This is a genomic window from Anoxybacillus mongoliensis (assembly GCF_014201515.1).
Taxonomy (GTDB): Bacteria; Bacillota; Bacilli; order Bacillales; family Anoxybacillaceae; genus Anoxybacillus; species Anoxybacillus mongoliensis.
Genome location: NZ_JACHEQ010000004.1, coordinates 18686 through 36252, shown reverse-complemented (window position 1 = coordinate 36252; position 17567 = coordinate 18686). Strand labels below are relative to the sequence as shown.

Sequence of the window (17567 nt, the reverse complement as noted above, 5' to 3'; positions counted from 1 at the left end):
TTATTAGGCGCATACGATAAAGCAAACGAAACGAAAGAGGGGAAGAGGATGCGAAAATGGGGGTTTTTGTTCGTCGCTTTTATGTTTTTACTATCGGCTTGCTCATCAAATGATGTAAAAACGTTGCGCATTGCCGAAGTCACTCGATCAATTTTTTACGCTCCACAATACGTAGCAATTGAGAAAGGTTTTTTTGCTGAAGAAGGACTTCGTATTGAGCTAAATACAACGTGGGGCGGCGATAAAACAATGACGACGCTTTTATCGAACGGAGCAGATATTGCACTCGTCGGTTCCGAAACATCTATTTACGTATACAGTCAAGGAGCCGTTGATCCGGTCATCAATTTCGCGCAATTGACACAGACCGATGGTACATTTTTAGTTTCCCGCGAACCAATCGCCAACTTCACTTGGGATCAACTGAAAGGAAGTACATTTTTAGGGCAACGAAAAGGCGGTATGCCGCAAATGGTCGGAGAGTACGTATTGAAGCAACACGGAATCGATCCACATAAAGACTTACATCTCATTCAAAATATTGAATTTGCCAATATTGCCAATGCGTTCGCGAGCGGAACAGGTGATTTCGTCCAACTATTCGAACCGACGGCTAGCATTTTTGAACAAGAAGGGAAAGGATATATTGTCGCTTCGTTCGGAACAGAATCTGGACACCTCCCGTACACAACATTTATGGCAAAACAAAGTTTTATTGATGAAAATAAAGATGTCATCGAAAAATTTACACGTGCCCTCTATAAAGCACAACAATGGGTGCAAACACACGATGCAAAAGAAATTGCAACAGTCATTCAACCATATTTTGAAAATACAAATATTACTCTCATTGAAAAAGTCGTCGAGCGCTATAAAAATCAAGGCTCATATGCAACTGATCCAATTTTAGACGAAGAAGAGTGGAATCATCTTCAAAACGTGATGAAAGAAGCAAATGAGTTACCATCTTACATTGACCACTCGATTTTAGTGAATACATCGTTCGCTGAAAAAGCGAAAAAGTAGGTGAACATCATGCCCATTTTAACAATTGATCAAGTGATGCACGCCTACGTCACAAATCAATCTGCTGTATTAGCGCTTGATCATTTGTCGCTCAATGTCGAGAGGGGAGAATTTCTCTCCTTCCTCGGCCCAAGCGGCTGTGGAAAAACGACGCTCCTTTCCATTGTTGCTGGATTGATCACCCCGACAAAAGGACGTGTGTTGATCGAAGGAAAAGAGATACACACAATGCGCCAAACGATTGGATATATGCTCCAACATGATTATTTGTTCCCGTGGAAAACGATTGAACAAAACGTCACACTCGGATTAAAACTAACAGGCAAATATAGCGAGAAAACGAAGAGACAAACGCTCGCCTTATTGCACCAAATCGGTCTGCGCGATGTTGATGACCGCTATCCTAATGAATTGTCAGGAGGAATGCGTCAGCGTGCTGCCCTCGTGCGTACACTTGCAACCGATCCGAAAATATTGTTGTTGGATGAACCTTTTTCTGCGCTTGATTATCAAACAAAACTTAAACTAGAAGATCTCGTATGGGAGACGTTAAAACAATATCGAAAAACAGCACTTCTCGTCACGCACGATATTGGTGAAGCTATTGCGATGAGCGATCGGATCGTTTTATTTACCGCTAGACCAGGAAAAATTCAAAAAATCGTTACCGTTCCAGATTCATTAAGAGCTTGTACACCGTTTCAAGCTCGCCAACATCCAGATTTTTCGCCGCTCTTTCAAATGATTTGGAAGGAGTTAGAGAGCATTGAACAAACATGAATGGTTGCAACGTATATACGATCAGTATATGGCATATGAAAAACGTGAAAAACGAATTGTCCGTTTTTTTCAAGCGATCATCGTTATTACATTTTTCAGCTTATGGGAAATCGCAAGCCGTTTTCAGTGGATCGATCCTCTTTTATTTAGCTCACCGTCTTCGATTTGGCATTTGTTTATTACAAAAATACGCGATCACACATTGCTTTCACATACAACTGTCACATTAACAGAGACCATACTTGGTTTTATTGTTGGGACGATGATTGGCGTTTGTTTTGCTACAATACTTTGGTGGTTTCCTCGCGTCTCAAAAATTGTTGATCCGTATTTAGTCATTTTAAACGCCATGCCAAAAGTAGCACTTGGCCCGATTTTAATTGTCGCACTCGGACCAAATATGACTTCGATTGTCGCGATGGGAGCGATTATTTCGATCATTATTACAACGATTGTCGTTTACACCTCGTTTAAAGAAGTAGATGCAAACTACATCAAAGTACTTCAAACGTTCGGTGCCACGAAGCAACAATGGTTTACAGAAGTCATTTTACCCGCTTCCTTTCCGACCATTATTTCAACGCTAAAAGTAAACGTTGGTTTATCTTGGGTTGGTGTCATCGTCGGTGAATTTCTCGTCTCTAAACAAGGGCTCGGTTATATGATTATTTACGGCTTCCAAGTGTTTAACTTTACGCTCGTTTTATTAAGTTTGCTTATGATCGCTTTACTCTCTAGCATCATGTACCAGCTTGTCGGTTGGCTTGAAAAAAAATTAATAAAACGCGCATAACCCCACGCAAAAAGAAAAAGCGGTGGGGTTTTAAATCATTCCCCGCCGCTGTAACTCTCGTTTCGTATATGCCCATACGCCATCTTTCATAATAAAACTAAATCGTCCATCTGTCGCTACGTCATCTGGCATATGCTCAATGAGCACAGGACCATTTGTTTCAAAATACGACTCTCTCTGTTCAAGAAAAGCTACGTGGGCAAAATAAATATTTTTTATGATCGTTTCATTTGGACGTTTCACTTCATACTGTCCGATATACGTGATCGTCTGAACAATGCCTCCTGTTTCTTCTCTCACTTCGCGAATGGCTGCCTGTTCCGCTGTCTCTCCTTCTTCCACTTTTCCACCAGGAAACTCCCAGCCACGTACAGCGTGATTTGTCAATAACCAACGACCATCGTACCGACAAATCACAAGAACATGTTTCGGTTGTTGCGAACAAGGATGGTCAGAAAAAGAAAGTCGAACGTTGTATCCGTAGTAATCTTGAAATACAATCATCGCCGTCTACCCTCAACTGTATGTTTTCTTCATTGTACCACACAGTGAAATTGTCGACAGCTTTTATAACTGTATGACACCCATCGTTTCAATTTGTTGTTTCGCTTCTTCATCTCCAAGCTCATAAATAAGTTCGTACACTTTTTTTATCGCTTGATCATATCCATCATTTGGACGATCGTAATGGTATTGCACATACGGCACATGTGCGCGCCAAAACGATTGCCAATCGGATGAATACATTTCATCAAAATACTCTCGTAATTGAATGATTTCCTCATCCGTCGCCTCAATTCGAAACTCCCAAGGTGATGCTGTTTTCACTTGCGAAATTTCGCCACGAGCCACTGAAACATAGTACGTTTTTTTCATCGCCCCACCTCTTTTCCGTTTGTTACGATTAGTGTGAGTCGATCCATTTGTTTTCATGCAACGAAAGCATAAAACGCTCGACAAAACACAAAAAGGTGGGATTCCCCACCTTATCCAAGAAACGATTTTAACATCCATACGTGCTTTTCTAAACTTTGATGAATGCCTAAAAGCATATCACCTGTCGTTTCATCATCAATTTCTCCCGCATAGTTCATGCCATCTTTTAGCTCTTGAATCATCGTTTCAAAATCGCGAACGATTTCTTCCACCATTTCTTCTGCTGTTTCATTTCCTTTTGCTTCATGTACAGAAGCTGCCGCTAAATAATCTTTCATCGTCGCTAACGGTTTTCCGCCTAACGCCAACAGACGCTCAGCCAACTCGTCGATATGTAGCGCTGCTTCATTGTATAACTCTTCAAATTTTATGTGCAATGTAAAAAACTGTGGTCCTTTCACATACCAGTGATAGTTGTGTAGCTTCACATAAAGCACGTTCCAATTTGCAATTTGTTTATTAACTATGTCAATTAATTTCTCTTTCACGCTTATTCCCTCCTTAACTATAAACTTTCCCCTTCTTCATTGTAGCAAACAAAAAAATTTTTGGAAAATGAAACGTACTGTATTATTTTATAAAAAAGCTCAGGAAAAAATCCTGAACTTTTTAACCAAACACTTTTTTCAATTCTTCTTTTGGCTGCGATAGCCAGTAGCGCATGAGCCGTTTCGCTCCTTCTAAATCATGCAATTTCGCTTGACCGCACTCTTTTTCTGTTGCGGCTGGCACTTCAGTAACCGTCAATGCCTCGTTCATCGTCGCCTCAAGCAAGTCAATAACTTCTTCGACTGTTGGTGTGCCGCTAACAACTAAATAATAACCTGTTTGACATCCCATCGGAGAAATGTCGATAATATCGAAATGATCGTATTTTTCGGCATGCTTACGAATGTGCACTGCTAACAAATGCTCAAGCGTATGAATAGCTGCTGGTTGCATTGCTTCTTTATTTGGTTGACAAAAGCGAATATCAAATTTATTCACAACACCGTCACTGCCGACTTGATGAACACCACAATGGCGAACGTACGGTGCCTTGACCGCACAATGATCCAGCTCAAAGCTTTCTACTGAAGGCATATGTCCCACCTCTTTTTCAATTGTTACGTTTTTATCATACACAAAAGTCCGACTTTTTTCATCTTTTTTTATTGGAATTGATTTATATCTCTATGTTACAATAAGAAAAAAATAGGGGTAGGTGTATGATATGAAGCATATATTCATTTTACTCATTCGTTTTTATCAACGATTTATTTCCCCTTTAAAACCCCCAACATGCCGCTTTTATCCAACTTGTTCTCATTATGGATTAGAAGCCATTCGTCGCTTCGGTGCGCTTAAAGGAGGCTATTTAACAATAAAACGCATTTTAAAATGCCATCCGTTTCATCCCGGTGGATTTGATCCTGTACCAGAGAAAGAGGAAAAATAATTGCCCTTTCTCTTTTTTTTCGGTATGATAAACGATGTAAATCGTAATAATTACGTTTTAAGAAAGGAGAATAATATGATGAAAGTTCCTGTCACCGTATTAAGTGGGTATTTAGGCTCTGGGAAAACAACGTTGCTTAATCATATTTTAAACAATCGGGAAGGATTAAAAATTGCTGTCATCGTCAATGACATGAGCGAAGTCAATATTGATGCCGAACTCATTCAACAAGGTGGCTTTTCACGCACCGAAGAAAAACTTGTGCAAATTCAAAACGGCTGTATTTGCTGTACGCTGCGGGAAGATTTAATGAAAGAAGTCAAAAAACTTGTTGATGCTGGAAACATCGATTATATCGTTATCGAATCATCCGGCATTAGCGAACCGATTCCTGTTGCACAAACGTTTACGTATATCGATGAAGAGTTTGGTATTGACTTAACATCAAATTGTCGATTAGATACGATGGTTACAGTTGTAGATGCTCATCGTTTTTGGCATGATTTCGCTTCAGGTGAAACGTTATTGGATCGTAAACAAGCGATCGATGAAACAGATACACGCGAAGTCGTTGATCTATTAATTGATCAAATTGAATTTGCGAACGTGCTTATTTTAAATAAAATCGATTGTATTTCAAAAGAAGATGCAGACGAATTAGAAACTCTTTTGCGCAAATTAAATCCAGAAGCGAAAATCATTCGGACGACATATGGAAAAGTAACGCTACACGACATTTTAAATACGCGCTTATTTGACTTTGAAAAAGCAAGTCAATCAGCTGGATGGATCAAAGAACTAAATGAAGAACATACACCAGAGACAGAGGAATATGGTATTTCTTCTTTTGTATATCGCCGCCGTCGACCGTTTCACCCTGAGCGTTTGATGCATTGGCTTGAACATTGGCCTGTTGAAGTCGTTCGTGCAAAAGGCTTTTTCTGGCTCGCTTCGCGCAACAATATGTGTGGACTTCTTTCGCAAGCTGGACCGTCCATTATGATTCAGGGTGCTGGCGAATGGATTGCGACATATCCTCCACATGAACGTGAACGTATTTTGCAAGAAGAACAAGAATTGCGTGCAAAATGGAATGATACGTATGGCGATCGCATGACAGAACTCGTGTTTATCGGAATCGATATGGATGAACAAGCCATTTCTTCTTCACTCGATACATGCTTATTAACGGATGAAGAAATGGGCAAAGATTGGTCAACATTTGTCGATCCACTCCCACCATTTGTTTCTGTTTCATAGTTTTCAAATCGTAACGATTACGATATAATAAAGCGAGAGAAAAGGATGTTTTCTGTTTTTCAGAGACATCCTTCTTTTTGGAAGGAGGAAAAAAATGAGGTTGAACATCATTTTATCAATCATTCTTACGATCACACTAACATTATCTGGATGTAATAAACAAGAACAACTAGCGCCGTCAACGACCGAGAAAACAAACAACAAGCTTATCATTTATACAACTGTATACCCACTTCAAGATTTTGCTCAAAAAATCGGCGGCAAGCACGTTCAAGTGGAAAGCGTATACCCTCCCGGCGTTGATGTGCACACATACGAACCAACGGCAAAAACGATGCAACAAATCGCAGATGCTGACGCTTTCATTTACATCGGTCAAGGCATGGAAGGATTTGTTGAACGCATCGTCAAAACGCTAGAAAATGAGCGAGTCAAGTTCGTGGAAGCAACCGCAGGAATGGATTTACCTCGGTCCAATCATACTCATGAAGATGAGCATGCTCACGAAGACGAACATGATCACGGAGATGTAGATCCTCACATCTGGCTGGATCCGATTTATTCCATTCAAATGGCTGAAACAATTAAACAAACGCTAATAGAACTGAAACCTGAGGCGAAACAAGATTTTGAACAAAACTTTGCTTCGTTAAAACAGCAGCTTGAACAGCTCGATATGCAGTTTCAACAATTGATAAAAGACGAAAAAACAAAAGAAATTCTTGTCGCTCATGCCGCATACGGCTATTGGGAAAAACGATACGGCTTAAAACAAATAAGCGTAACGGGGCTATCACCGACAAACGAACCGTCACAAAAACAACTCGCTTCAATCATCAAGAAGGCAAAAGAACATAATATACGCTATATCTTTTTTGAACAAAACGTGACATCCAAAATTGCTGAAGTTGTAAAAAATGAAGTTGGTGCTGATGTGCTCATTCTTCATAATTTAGAAGCTCGTACAAATGATGATATCGCAAATAGCAAAGATTACTTTGCGATTATGAATGACAATATCTCAGCATTAAAAAAAGCTCTACAATAAGCGATCGTAACGGTCGCTTATTTTTTTGTATATTTTTTCTCTTTTCACATCAAACTATGAAACGACAATGTATGGAAAGGGATGAACATTTCGGTATGGATCACGTATTAACAGCAAGAACGCTCTTTGGCACAACGATGGCGTTTCACATTATTTTTGCGACGCTCGGAGTTGGTATTCCGCTTATGATTTTATTAGCTGAGTTGCTATATCAAAAAACAAAAGACAATGACTATGCGCTCATGGCAAATCGTTGGACGAAAGCGCTCGCCATTTTGCTTGGCGTAGCAATCCCGTCTGGAACGATTGCAGGCGTACAGCTTTCTCTTTTATGGCCGGGATTTATGGAGGTGATCGGCAAAGTGATGGCACTCCCATTTCAAATTGAAATTTATGCGTTTTTCGTTGAGGCGTTGTTTTTATCTATTTACGTATATGCCGCTAATCGCATTTCTCCAACGATGCGCATCGTAAGCTTGACGTTTGTTGCCATCGGAGCAGCCGCTTCTGCCATTTTAATTACGAACGTACATGCCTTTGAAGGTACGCCGACAGGCTTTCGTATCGAAAATGGACAAATTGTCGACGTCGATCCATGGAAGGCATTTTTTAATCCGAGCTTCGCAGTCACAGCTACACACGTTGTTTTATCAGCTTATATGACCGGAGCTTTTACGATCGCTTCGATCGCTGCCTATAAAATGTTGAAAAATAAACATAACGAACGCATTCAGCTTTTTCATAAAAAAGCACTGATGCTTGGGTTAACAGTCGGCGGGGTGTTTTCTCTATTAACAGCGATCAACGGGCATGAATCAGCGCAACTCCTTCATGAGTATCAACCTGAAAAATTAGCCGCTGCCGAAGGGTTGTTTGAAACGCAGTCACACGCCCCACTCGTTATCGGTGGTTTTACAGATCGCGAAACACAAACGGTAAAATGGGGCATTGAAATTCCGTGGCTGCTTAGCTTTTTAGCTGGTAATCGCTTCGATACTGTCGTTATTGGGTTAAATGATTTTCCTGAAGAATGGTGGCCTCCGTTATTCGTTCATACACTTTTTAATGCAATGGTCGGGATTGGCATGTTTCTTCTTCTCCTTTCGCTCGTCGGATTCATTTGGCACCGGGTAAAAACACAACAAATATTTCCGAACTGGTTCATGTGGACGATCGTTACCGCTGGTCCTCTCGCCCTTCTCGGCATTGAATTTGGATGGGTTTTTGCTTGCACAGGCAGGCAACCGTGGGTTATTTATCGCATGATGACAACTGCAGAAGCTGTGACACAATCAACAAATTTAGGAACACTTTTTCTTTTGTTTACGTCCATTTACGTATTTTTACTCGTAGCCGTCGTGCTCGTCTTGCGTTCGTACTTCCGCCGTCATCCGATTGAACAACATTTAGCTACACACATGTAGAAAGGAGCAAGATGATGACAGATGAATTAATTGCGATTTCGATTTTATGGGGATTTATTTTTATTTACGCCGTCATGGCGACAATGGACTTTGGGGCTGGTTTTTGGTCGATGGTATATATGAACCGCCCTCAAACGAAAGCGACGAAAATTGCCAATCGATATTTGTCACCGACATGGGAAGTGACGAACGTATTTATCGTTGCGATCGTCGTGGCGCTCGTTAGTTTCTTTCCAGGAGCAACGTTTATGCTCGGCACGATTTTACTCATTCCCGGAAGCATCATTTTACTTTTGCTCACTGTTCGTAGTGCGTTTCTCGTTTTTTCACACGTTGCCCCTAAGTATGAAAAAGTGCTCGTTTACATTTCTGGTATAAGTGGTTTACTTATTCCAGCCTTTTTAATTAGCGTCTTACCCATTACACATGGATCTTTCGTTGAAACGGTTAATGGCGTCAGTCAACTTCGTCTAGACCGCCTATTTACAAGCCCACACGAATATGCATTTATTGCCTTTGCTATAACAAGCACACTTTTTCTTTCTTCACTTTTATTGGCGGATTACTCGAACGAAGCAAACGAAACCGAAGCCTATGCGATTTATCGTCGCGATGCGCTCATTATCGGGCCATTTGCTCTCCTTTCTTCAATTTTAATTATGATCACGATGCGAAGCGAAGCGCGTTGGTTGTATGATGGGATGATTGCGTATTGGCCATGGCTTGCCGCTTCTGTCGCATTATTTCTCGTGGCTGGTTTAGCTCTTTTTCTTCCTTCATGGAGAAAGAAAAACGGACGGGGAATGCCCCGCCTTGCAGTTGTAGCAATCGTATTACAGTATTTTTGTGCAAGTTACGCATATGGAAAAGCTCATTTACCATATATGATTTATCCAGATGTAACAATCGAGTCTGGATTTACACATCCGAATACGTTTCGTGCCCTTTTTGTGACATATATCGTCGGCTTTGCAATTTTATTTCCAGGATTCATTTATTTTTGGCGGCTGTTTATGAAAGACCGGCGGTATGTAGCAAATGATGAAAAATAATGATTGCAAATGTTGAAATTTTTCGCTATAGTTTTAAACGTAAACCTTTTTTGCACAATATATTGTGATAATAAAACAATATAATAACTATATATTGAAACCGACAAGTGAAGGTGTCCAAACGGACTTAATAGGGAATCTGGTGCGAATCCAGAACTGTCCCCGCAACTGTGTGCGCAGACGAAATGGAAACAACACCACTGTATATGTCAGCTTTTCAGGCGCATATATGGGAAGGAATCCAAAGTAGGAAGAAGCGCAAGTCAGGAGACCTGCCTTCCTTGTATCGTTTCATATTCTTCGGGGATTGAGAAGATGAAACGATGGTGAAAGCATGCCTTTTTCCATCGTTTCATCCGCTCAATGAGAGCGGATTTTTATTTTTAGGGGAAGGGATGTTACATGATGCACGTAAAAGAAAAAACGGAAATGAATGAAGAGACGGTTCAAACTTTGTTATTTCATATTTTTAAAGACTTTCCACACTTATCAAGTGAGCGATACATCGAGCGTACGATACGGTCACTGACGTATACAAAATCATACGATGACATAATGAACAAACTTATTTTAAATGCACTTGACGAAATCACGGTAGAACAGCCGGATTGGACGTTTGTTGCAGCACGTCTTTATTTACAACAATTATACAATGAGGCTGCTATAAATCGCGGCTATGATCGATCCGAAACATATTGCTACTTTTATGAGTTGCAAACACAGCTCGTTGATCTTGGGATTTACGATCCTTTTGTACTTGAACGATATACGAAAGAAGAACTACAAGAAGCAGGGACATGGATCGATCCGAAAAAAGACGAGCAATTTACATACATCGGGTTAAAAACACTCGTCGATCGTTACTTAGCAAAAGGATATAACGGCGAAATTTATGAATTGCCACAAGAGCGTTTTTTAACGATAGCCCTAACGCTCATGGTGAATGAAGATAAATCCAAACGAATGGATTTAGTAAAAGAAGCATATTGGGCGCTATCGAATCAATACATGACTGTGGCTACACCAACTTACGCCAATGCAGGAAAGTCATACGGGCAATTATCAAGTTGTTTTATTGATACAGTCGATGACAGTTTAATCGGCATTTATGAATCGAATACAGACGTCGCACGTTTATCTAAAGGTGGTGGCGGAATTGGTGTGTATTTAGGTAAAATCCGCGCGCGCAACTCGGATATTAAAGGATTTAAAGGTGTATCGTCTGGTGTCATTCCATGGATGCGTCAATTAAACAATACAGCTGTGTCGGTGGATCAACTTGGTACGCGTCAAGGGTCTATTGCTGTATATTTAGACGTTTGGCATAAAGATATTTTCTCTTTTTTAGATGCCAAATTAAACAATGGGGACGAACGTCAGAAATGTCATGATTTATTTTACGGCGTCTGCATTCCTGACTTATTTATGGAACAAGTCGAAAAACGCGGGGATTGGTATTTATTTGATCCACACGAAGTGAAAAAGGTAATGGGTTGGAAAGATAAAAACGGCAATCCGCTTGGTCTTGAAGACTTCTATGACGAGGAGCGAGGTCGTGGTTCTTTCCGTGAAAAATATGAGGAGTGTGTCAATCATCCTCAGTTAAGCAAAGAGCGCGTGCCTGCCATTGAAATTATGAAGCGCATTTTAAAATCACAATTAGAAACAGGAACACCTTATATGTTTTACCGCGATGAAGCAAATCGAATGAACCCAAACAAACATGCAGGCATGATTTATTCAAGTAATTTATGTACGGAAATTATGCAAAATATGAGCCCAACAACTATAACAAAAGAATATACACAAGATGGCGAAATTATTATTCATAAAAAACCGGGCGATTTTGTTGTCTGCAACCTATCTAGCATTCATCTTGCTCGTGCCGTACAAGATAACGTATTAGAACGGCTCATTCCGATTCAAGTACGCATGTTAGATAACGTGATTGACTTAAACGAAGATCGGATTGAAGTGTTGCAAGCGGTGATGACAAATAAAAAGTACCGTGCCATCGGTCTAGGGGCATTTTCTTGGCATCATTTATTAGCGTTAAAAGGGATTAAATGGAATAGCGAAGAAAGCGTACGACTTGCTGATCAATTGTTCGAAAAAATCGCTTATTTAACGATTCAAGCAAGCATGGAATTGGCAAAAGAAAAAGGAGCGTATCCAGCGTTTAAAGGATCGGATTGGCATACAGGAGCGTATTTTGAGTTGCGTGACTATCATTCACATGATGATTTAGATTGGGACGGTTTAAAACAACAAGTGATGAAGCATGGTATTCGTAACGGTTATTTAATGGCTCCTGCACCAAATGCTTCGACTTCCGTTTTAGCCAATGGAACAGCGTCATGCGACCCTGTATTCAATCGTTTATATTTTGAGGAAAAGAAAAATTACAAGATTCCTGTGACTGTACCAGATTTAAATGCAAAAACATTTTGGTTTTACGAAAATGCCTATGAAGTCGATCAAAAAATGAGCATTCGTCAGAACGCAGCAAGACAAAAACATGTCGATCAGTCTTTAAGCTTTAATCTTTATGTCTATAACACAATCAAAGCCAAAGATCTGCTTGATTTACACCTAACCGCATGGAAAGAAGGTTTAAAATCAACGTATTACGTTCGCAGTACCGCCGTAACAATTGAAGAATGCGATGTTTGCTCATCTTAGGAGGAAAAATGATGAACGTTCTTATTTGCTATACATCGAAAACAGGAAACACAAAAGAAGTCGCGCTGTTAATAGAAGAAGCTTTTTGCTTATACGGACATGCAGTGAAAACGATCAATGTTGAACATATGTTTGCGATCGAATCGCTCATTTCTAACGCGCACCTTCTTTTATTCGGTTCATATACGTGGGGAAATGGACAACTTCCGAATGAAATGAGAAAGTTACTTCGTTTCCTTATTAAAGAACGGAACCTTTCTTTGCCTCCTGTTGCTCTGTTTGGCACAGGAGATCAAATGTGGCCATATTATTGCCGTGCAGTTGATGAAATGGCATACCATCTACGAAAAGTCACACCGGTACTTGGCATGCTGAAAATTGAGCAATCGCCACGCGGACATCAACAACATTTGCCGGCTTTATTCGTACAACGACTACTAGGGGAGGTCGAGCGTTTTGTTATTGACGAAAGTAAAGTTGTTGGAACCGTCGCATCCAAATAAGGCAACAAGCATTATCAACGGAAAAGCAAGCGGCATTTTAAACTGGAACGACATTAAATATAGCCATTTTTACGACATATACAAAATGTTGCTCGGCAACTTTTGGACGCCATTTGAAATTAACATGTCTGACGATATTAAACAATGGCACACGTTAAGCGAGCGAGAGCGCGATGCGTTTTTACACATTATCGGCTTACTTTCGATTTTAGACTCTGTTCAACCGAACTTTATTGGAGCAATGAAAGAATATATTACCGATCCGAGCGTCAAAGCGATTTTTTCGATTATCGAACAGCAAGAAGTGGTACATAATCAGTCGTACTCATACGTCCTTGCCTCGATCGAAAAATTATCCGAGCAACATCGCGCCTTTGAAATGGCGCGTACGAATCCGCACATTTATAAACGAAATGAGCACGTTATTCGCGTATATGAAGCATTTCGTGAACAACCGACTGTTGAAACATTTTGCCGAGCCCTTGTCGCTTCACTCGTATTAGAAGGAATTAATTTTTACTCTGGTTTCGCCTTTTTTTACAATTTAGCTAGAAACCATAAAATGTTAAAAACATCAACAATGATTAGCTATATTAATAAAGATGAGCTATGCCATAGCTACTTTATTTCTCAACTCGTACGCGCTGTGTTATGGGAAAATCCATATATTGATGAAGATGGAGCGTTTTCTGCGTGGATATATGACTATATCGACGAAGCCATTCGTTACGAAACAGAATGGTCGCGCTTTGTGTTGCGCGATATAGATGGCATTGATGTCATCGAAATGGAGAAATATATTGAATATCTTGGAAATAAACGATTGCGTATGCTCGGCTTAGATGATCGATACGATGCAGATGAAAATAGTATGCCTTGGATTCGCGTCTTTAGCGATGAAAATGTGAACTTAGGCAAAACGGACTTTTTCGAAGCCCGTCCACGTTCATATACAAAAACAACAGATATTAATGGGTTTGACGAATTGTAAAAAACCGGGTAACCTACCCGGTTTTTTTACAATATGTTTCACTTGTAAACGTAACATAAGATAAATGATTTTTCATTATATCATATATTCGGATTGTTTTCGGTTTTTGACCGAAATGATTTTCAAATTGTTGAGATGCATCTGATGAAGAAATATGATCAACAACAAAAACATTCATACATGATGGTGCAACTCCTATGTGAGACGTACATGATGCGGTAATAAAGGCATCACGAGCACCTAATATGTGAACAAAAGTCTGATCGTTCGCAACGAAACGAAGCAAGTAATCCGTCATTTGTGCAATCGTTTTATAATATGTAACGGGAGAATCACAAGAAGCGATCGAAAACGATGATGTTGCCCGTTCAATTCCTTTTAGCAACGTAAGCGATGAACGATGAGGTGGAGATATGCTGTAATGGTAAGTTAATACTTCATTCAAAAACAATTGCCACAATGTCATCTCACTTCCCCCATCTGCTGAATGACAGATTGAATGGAACTCCATGAACGTTTCACAAAATAAATTGGCTTATGTTGGTCTTTTGCTTTTTGTTTAATGACTTTGGCTAAATTATGGTTAATATAATCAGTCATAACAAATACGATATCAACGTGTTCAGGAATTTGTCGTTTTACCATATTCACTTTCCTGCCATCTAAATGAATAATCTCCTTAAATCCTGAGTTTTTTAATTTATCAGCAATGTTTCCTAAATGATCTGCTCCAACAACTAACAATGATAACATGTAACTCCCTCCAACTTTTTTGTTCAATATTCCACAACTCCATTCTAATTGAGAATGATTATCTATGTCAATATTTATTGATAAAAATTCTCAATAATATTGCTCATTTTTTCATGTTATGTCTTGCCAATGTTTTGTCTACACTAACATCAGCATAAAGAAAGGAGGAGATAATCATGGCAAAAGATGTACTTTGTGAAGTGCAAAACTGCCAGTTTTGGTCGCAAGGCAACCGATGTAGTGCAGACGCCATTTACGTCGTAAGCCATGCAGGTGCAACAGCAACGAGCTCGACAGAAACGGACTGTAAAACGTTTCAACCGAGCGAATAACCACACACCCCTTGCCTGTCGCAAGGGGTTTTCCAATTTTTCGACGTTAAAAACAATGAATAGACACATTTTTTTAAAATTATCGCCACAGTTTTGCAACATTTCTATCATCTCTTTCTCACGTGTTAAGGTTACTCTTATACATAGTAAAATACTTAACATGTTGGAGGGGGACTTATGAGCGATGTGCTTTTGTTAAGCCGTTTTCAATTTGCAATTACAGTTTTCTATCACTTTTTATTCGTTCCGTTAACCATTGGGCTTATTGTTTTAATTGCGTGGATGGAAACGCAACATGTGCGAACAAAAAATCCGCTTTATCGACAAATGGCAGACTTTTGGGGGAAACTATTTGCCATTAACTTCGTTCTCGGTGTAGTCACAGGTATCACGATGGAATTTCAATTCGGAACAAACTGGTCTGAGTATTCGAAATATATGGGGGATATTTTCGGATCTCCTCTCGCCATTGAAGCGCTCGTTGCTTTCTTTTTAGAATCAACATTTATGGGCATTTGGCTGTTCGGAAAAGATAAAATTTCACCGAAACTTCGTGCCTTTTCAATTTGGATGGTTGCAATCGGTACAAACATTTCAGCACTTTGGATTATTACAGCAAACGGTTTTATGCAAAATCCGGTTGGATATATTGAAAGAAATGGACGTATCGAACTACAAAACTTTTGGGAAGTTGTAACAAACCCATATGCTTGGCATATGTTTGTACACACTGTTGTCAGCTGTTATATCGTTGGGGCATTTTTTGTCATGGCGGTTAGCGCATGGCATTTATTGCGTAAACAACATGTCGAGTTTTTCAAAAAATCGTTTAAATACGGACTCATTTTAGGACTAATCGCAGCAACAGCGACACCATTTATTGGTCATAAATCAGCATCGTTTGCAGCAAAAATGCAACCAGCTAAAGGTGCAGCGCTTGAAGCGGTTTGGGAAACAAAAGAAAGTTTACCATTTCACATTATTCAAATTCCCGACCCAGAAAATGAGCGAAATATCGTTGAATTTTTAACAATTCCAAAGCTCGGTAGCTATTTTTACACACATTCGTTTGATGGAAAAGTCGTTGGATTTGATCAAATTCCAAAAGATGAACGTCCAAATGTTAACATCGTCTTTTATTCATTTCGTTTAATGGTCGCACTCGGTTTATATTTTGTCGCTCTATTTTGGTACGGATTTTACTTATATCGCAAAAATAAATTAGTGGAATCACGACGTTTCCTAAAACTTGTGATGTATTCTGTGTTACTGCCGTATGTCGCTATCAACGCTGGCTGGGTCGTTGCGGAAGTCGGACGTCAACCGTGGACGGTATATGGATTAATGCGCACAGCTGAAGCCGTATCACCTATTTCTCTTTCACAAATTGTTTTCTCCCTCGTCAGCTTAGTTTTGTTTTACACCATTTTGCTTATTGCAGACGTGTACTTAATGTTAAAGTATGCGAAAAAAGGACCGTACACATCCACGGCTACGAAAGGTGGGGAAATTCAACATGTCTCATGAAACAGTGGCGATTATTTGGTTCGGACTATGGGGACTCATTTGGACGATATACTTTGTGTTAGATGGATATACGCTCGGAACAGGCATGTTGTTTCCGTTTTTAGCGAGAAACCGTCAAGAGCGAAATCAACTCCAAGAAGCGGTTGGACCGTTTTGGGGCGGAAATGAAGTCTGGTTAATTACAGCTGGAGGGGCGACGTTTGCTGCGTTTCCAGCTGTTTACGCTGACTTATTTAGCTTCTTATATACGCCGATGATGCTCATTTTATTCGCGCTCTTTTTCCGTGCAGCTGGATTAGAATTTATGCATAAAGACGATTCACCTCTTTGGCAAAAAAGCTGGAAATGGGCATTTACAATTAGCAGTTTTGCTTTAGCACTTTTATTTGGCGTTGCATTTGCGAATTTGTTTTACGGCTTAAAAATTGGTCCATCCGGATATGAAGGAACGTTTTTTAGCTTGCTTCATCCGTACGGTCTTTTAGGTGGCTTATTATTTATTAGCTTATTTGTTGTCTCTGGTGCTCTTTGGGTGATGCTAAAAACGGTTGGAGAAGTAGTGGAACGTGCCTATAAAGTGGCCCGTCCAGCTTCCGTTGTTGCAACGGTCGTATTATCTCTTTTCTTCGTTGCAACGAGCAATCGTACGCCGCTATTTAACAACTTTACGAAAACACCAATTCTTTGGATTGTACCAGCACTAGCTTTTGTATGTGCATTGCTCATGCTATTGTTCGTCTGGCAAAGACGAATTGGACTTGCGTTCACAAACATTTGCTTAACCATTTTCACGCTCATGGCCACCGGTTTTATCGGCATGTTTCCGAACATGCTTCCTTCGCGCATCAACGATGAATATAGCACGACGCTTTTTGAAGCAGCAGGAAGTGAATTGAACTTAAAAATTATGCTCGGCGTCGCTATTGTCATGGTACCGATCGTCGTGGGCTATCAACTTTGGAGTTATAAACTGTTCAAAGAAAAAATTACGAAAGAAACAGCAAAAGGATATCAATAAATGT

Annotated in this window: 20 protein-coding genes and 1 riboswitch; of the genes, 14 read left to right on the top strand and 6 right to left on the bottom strand. The window is 39.9% G+C overall.

The annotated features are described in order from the left end of the window. Positions 1–48: 48 nt before the first annotated feature. Genes HNR43_RS05205 through HNR43_RS05195 form a run of 3 tightly spaced genes read left to right on the top strand, consistent with a single transcriptional unit; the run spans position 49 to position 2599 of the window. The gene (locus HNR43_RS05205) at positions 49–1026 is read left to right on the top strand and encodes an ABC transporter substrate-binding protein (RefSeq protein WP_183241883.1); all 978 of its coding nucleotides are present in this window, start codon (positions 49–51) and stop codon (positions 1024–1026) included. A gap of 9 nt (positions 1027–1035) precedes the next feature. Continuing rightward, the gene (locus HNR43_RS05200) at positions 1036–1806 is read left to right on the top strand and encodes an ABC transporter ATP-binding protein (RefSeq protein ID WP_183241881.1); all 771 of its coding nucleotides are present in this window, start codon (positions 1036–1038) and stop codon (positions 1804–1806) included. Then, positions 1793–2599, top strand: a complete 807-nt coding sequence (locus HNR43_RS05195; RefSeq protein ID WP_183241879.1) for an ABC transporter permease — start codon at positions 1793–1795, stop codon at positions 2597–2599. The genes HNR43_RS05200 and HNR43_RS05195 overlap by 14 nt, the downstream gene beginning before the upstream one ends. A gap of 30 nt (positions 2600–2629) precedes the next feature. Here HNR43_RS05195 and ytkD read toward each other — a convergent pair whose 3' ends face one another. The 4 genes from ytkD to HNR43_RS05175 all read right to left on the bottom strand — a co-directional run bounded on the left by ytkD (position 2630) and on the right by HNR43_RS05175 (position 4618). Next, on the bottom strand, positions 2630–3103 hold the full coding sequence (gene ytkD / locus HNR43_RS05190) for an RNA deprotection pyrophosphohydrolase (RefSeq protein ID WP_183241876.1): 474 nt from the start codon (positions 3101–3103) through the stop codon (positions 2630–2632). A 63-nt stretch (positions 3104–3166) separates the two neighbouring features. Continuing rightward, the gene (locus HNR43_RS05185) at positions 3167–3475 is read right to left on the bottom strand and encodes a hypothetical protein (RefSeq protein WP_009361622.1); all 309 of its coding nucleotides are present in this window, start codon (positions 3473–3475) and stop codon (positions 3167–3169) included. 110 nt (positions 3476–3585) lie between these two features. Further along, positions 3586–4023, bottom strand: coding sequence for a ferritin-like domain-containing protein (locus HNR43_RS05180; RefSeq protein WP_183241874.1), 438 nt, complete (start codon positions 4021–4023; stop codon positions 3586–3588). 121 nt (positions 4024–4144) lie between these two features. Beyond that, complete coding sequence (locus HNR43_RS05175; RefSeq protein WP_183241872.1) at positions 4145–4618, bottom strand: S-ribosylhomocysteine lyase; 474 nt, start codon at positions 4616–4618, stop codon at positions 4145–4147. Between the two features lie 130 nt (positions 4619–4748). Between HNR43_RS05175 and yidD the strand changes: the two genes are divergently transcribed. The 8 genes from yidD to HNR43_RS05135 all read left to right on the top strand — a co-directional run bounded on the left by yidD (position 4749) and on the right by HNR43_RS05135 (position 13933). Continuing rightward, positions 4749–4973, top strand: a complete 225-nt coding sequence (gene yidD / locus HNR43_RS05170; protein ID WP_032100458.1) for a membrane protein insertion efficiency factor YidD — start codon at positions 4749–4751, stop codon at positions 4971–4973. 75 nt (positions 4974–5048) lie between these two features. Further along, positions 5049–6233: a GTP-binding protein gene (locus tag HNR43_RS05165; protein WP_183241870.1), complete on the top strand. Its 1185-nt coding sequence runs from the start codon at positions 5049–5051 to the stop codon at positions 6231–6233. A gap of 94 nt (positions 6234–6327) precedes the next feature. Then, entirely contained in the window at positions 6328–7281 is a 954-nt protein-coding gene (locus HNR43_RS05160; RefSeq protein ID WP_183241868.1) for a metal ABC transporter substrate-binding protein, read from the top strand. Positions 7282–7376: 95 nt separating this feature from the next. Then, positions 7377–8705 carry a cytochrome ubiquinol oxidase subunit I gene (locus tag HNR43_RS05155; protein WP_183241866.1) on the top strand — a complete coding sequence of 443 codons (1329 nt, stop codon included), beginning with the start codon at positions 7377–7379 and terminating at the stop codon, positions 8703–8705. A gap of 14 nt (positions 8706–8719) precedes the next feature. Beyond that, positions 8720–9757, top strand: a complete 1038-nt coding sequence (locus tag HNR43_RS05150; RefSeq protein ID WP_183241864.1) for a cytochrome d ubiquinol oxidase subunit II — start codon at positions 8720–8722, stop codon at positions 9755–9757. A 94-nt stretch (positions 9758–9851) separates the two neighbouring features. After that, positions 9852–10052, top strand: a riboswitch (cobalamin riboswitch). A gap of 110 nt (positions 10053–10162) precedes the next feature. Next, positions 10163–12439 carry a ribonucleoside-diphosphate reductase subunit alpha gene (locus HNR43_RS05145; RefSeq protein WP_425486523.1) on the top strand — a complete coding sequence of 759 codons (2277 nt, stop codon included), beginning with the start codon at positions 10163–10165 and terminating at the stop codon, positions 12437–12439. A gap of 11 nt (positions 12440–12450) precedes the next feature. Then, on the top strand, positions 12451–12942 hold the full coding sequence (locus HNR43_RS05140) for a flavodoxin domain-containing protein (protein ID WP_183241860.1): 492 nt from the start codon (positions 12451–12453) through the stop codon (positions 12940–12942). After that, positions 12896–13933: a ribonucleotide-diphosphate reductase subunit beta gene (locus HNR43_RS05135; protein ID WP_183241858.1), complete on the top strand. Its 1038-nt coding sequence runs from the start codon at positions 12896–12898 to the stop codon at positions 13931–13933. Before HNR43_RS05140 ends, HNR43_RS05135 begins: the two co-directional genes overlap by 47 nt. 13 nt (positions 13934–13946) lie before the next feature. On the opposite strand, the gene HNR43_RS05130 is transcribed toward HNR43_RS05135, so the two are convergent. Next, positions 13947–14399, bottom strand: a complete 453-nt coding sequence (locus HNR43_RS05130; protein WP_183241856.1) for a diverged REC-like domain-containing protein — start codon at positions 14397–14399, stop codon at positions 13947–13949. Continuing rightward, positions 14396–14686, bottom strand: coding sequence for a DUF2325 domain-containing protein (locus HNR43_RS05125; RefSeq protein ID WP_183241854.1), 291 nt, complete (start codon positions 14684–14686; stop codon positions 14396–14398). The genes HNR43_RS05130 and HNR43_RS05125 overlap by 4 nt, the downstream gene beginning before the upstream one ends. 176 nt (positions 14687–14862) lie before the next feature. On the opposite strand from HNR43_RS05125, the gene HNR43_RS05120 reads away from it, so the two are divergent. The 3 genes from HNR43_RS05120 (at position 14863) to cydB (ending at position 17563) form a co-directional block, all read left to right on the top strand. Beyond that, a complete protein-coding gene (locus HNR43_RS05120; RefSeq protein WP_183241852.1) occupies positions 14863–15018 on the top strand; it encodes a DUF1540 domain-containing protein in 156 nt (51 codons plus the stop codon). 177 nt (positions 15019–15195) lie between these two features. Continuing rightward, positions 15196–16545, top strand: coding sequence for a cytochrome ubiquinol oxidase subunit I (locus HNR43_RS05115; protein WP_183241850.1), 1350 nt, complete (start codon positions 15196–15198; stop codon positions 16543–16545). Next, positions 16535–17563, top strand: coding sequence for a cytochrome d ubiquinol oxidase subunit II (cydB, locus tag HNR43_RS05110; protein WP_183241848.1), 1029 nt, complete (start codon positions 16535–16537; stop codon positions 17561–17563). The genes HNR43_RS05115 and cydB overlap by 11 nt, the downstream gene beginning before the upstream one ends. Positions 17564–17567 lie beyond the last annotated feature (4 nt).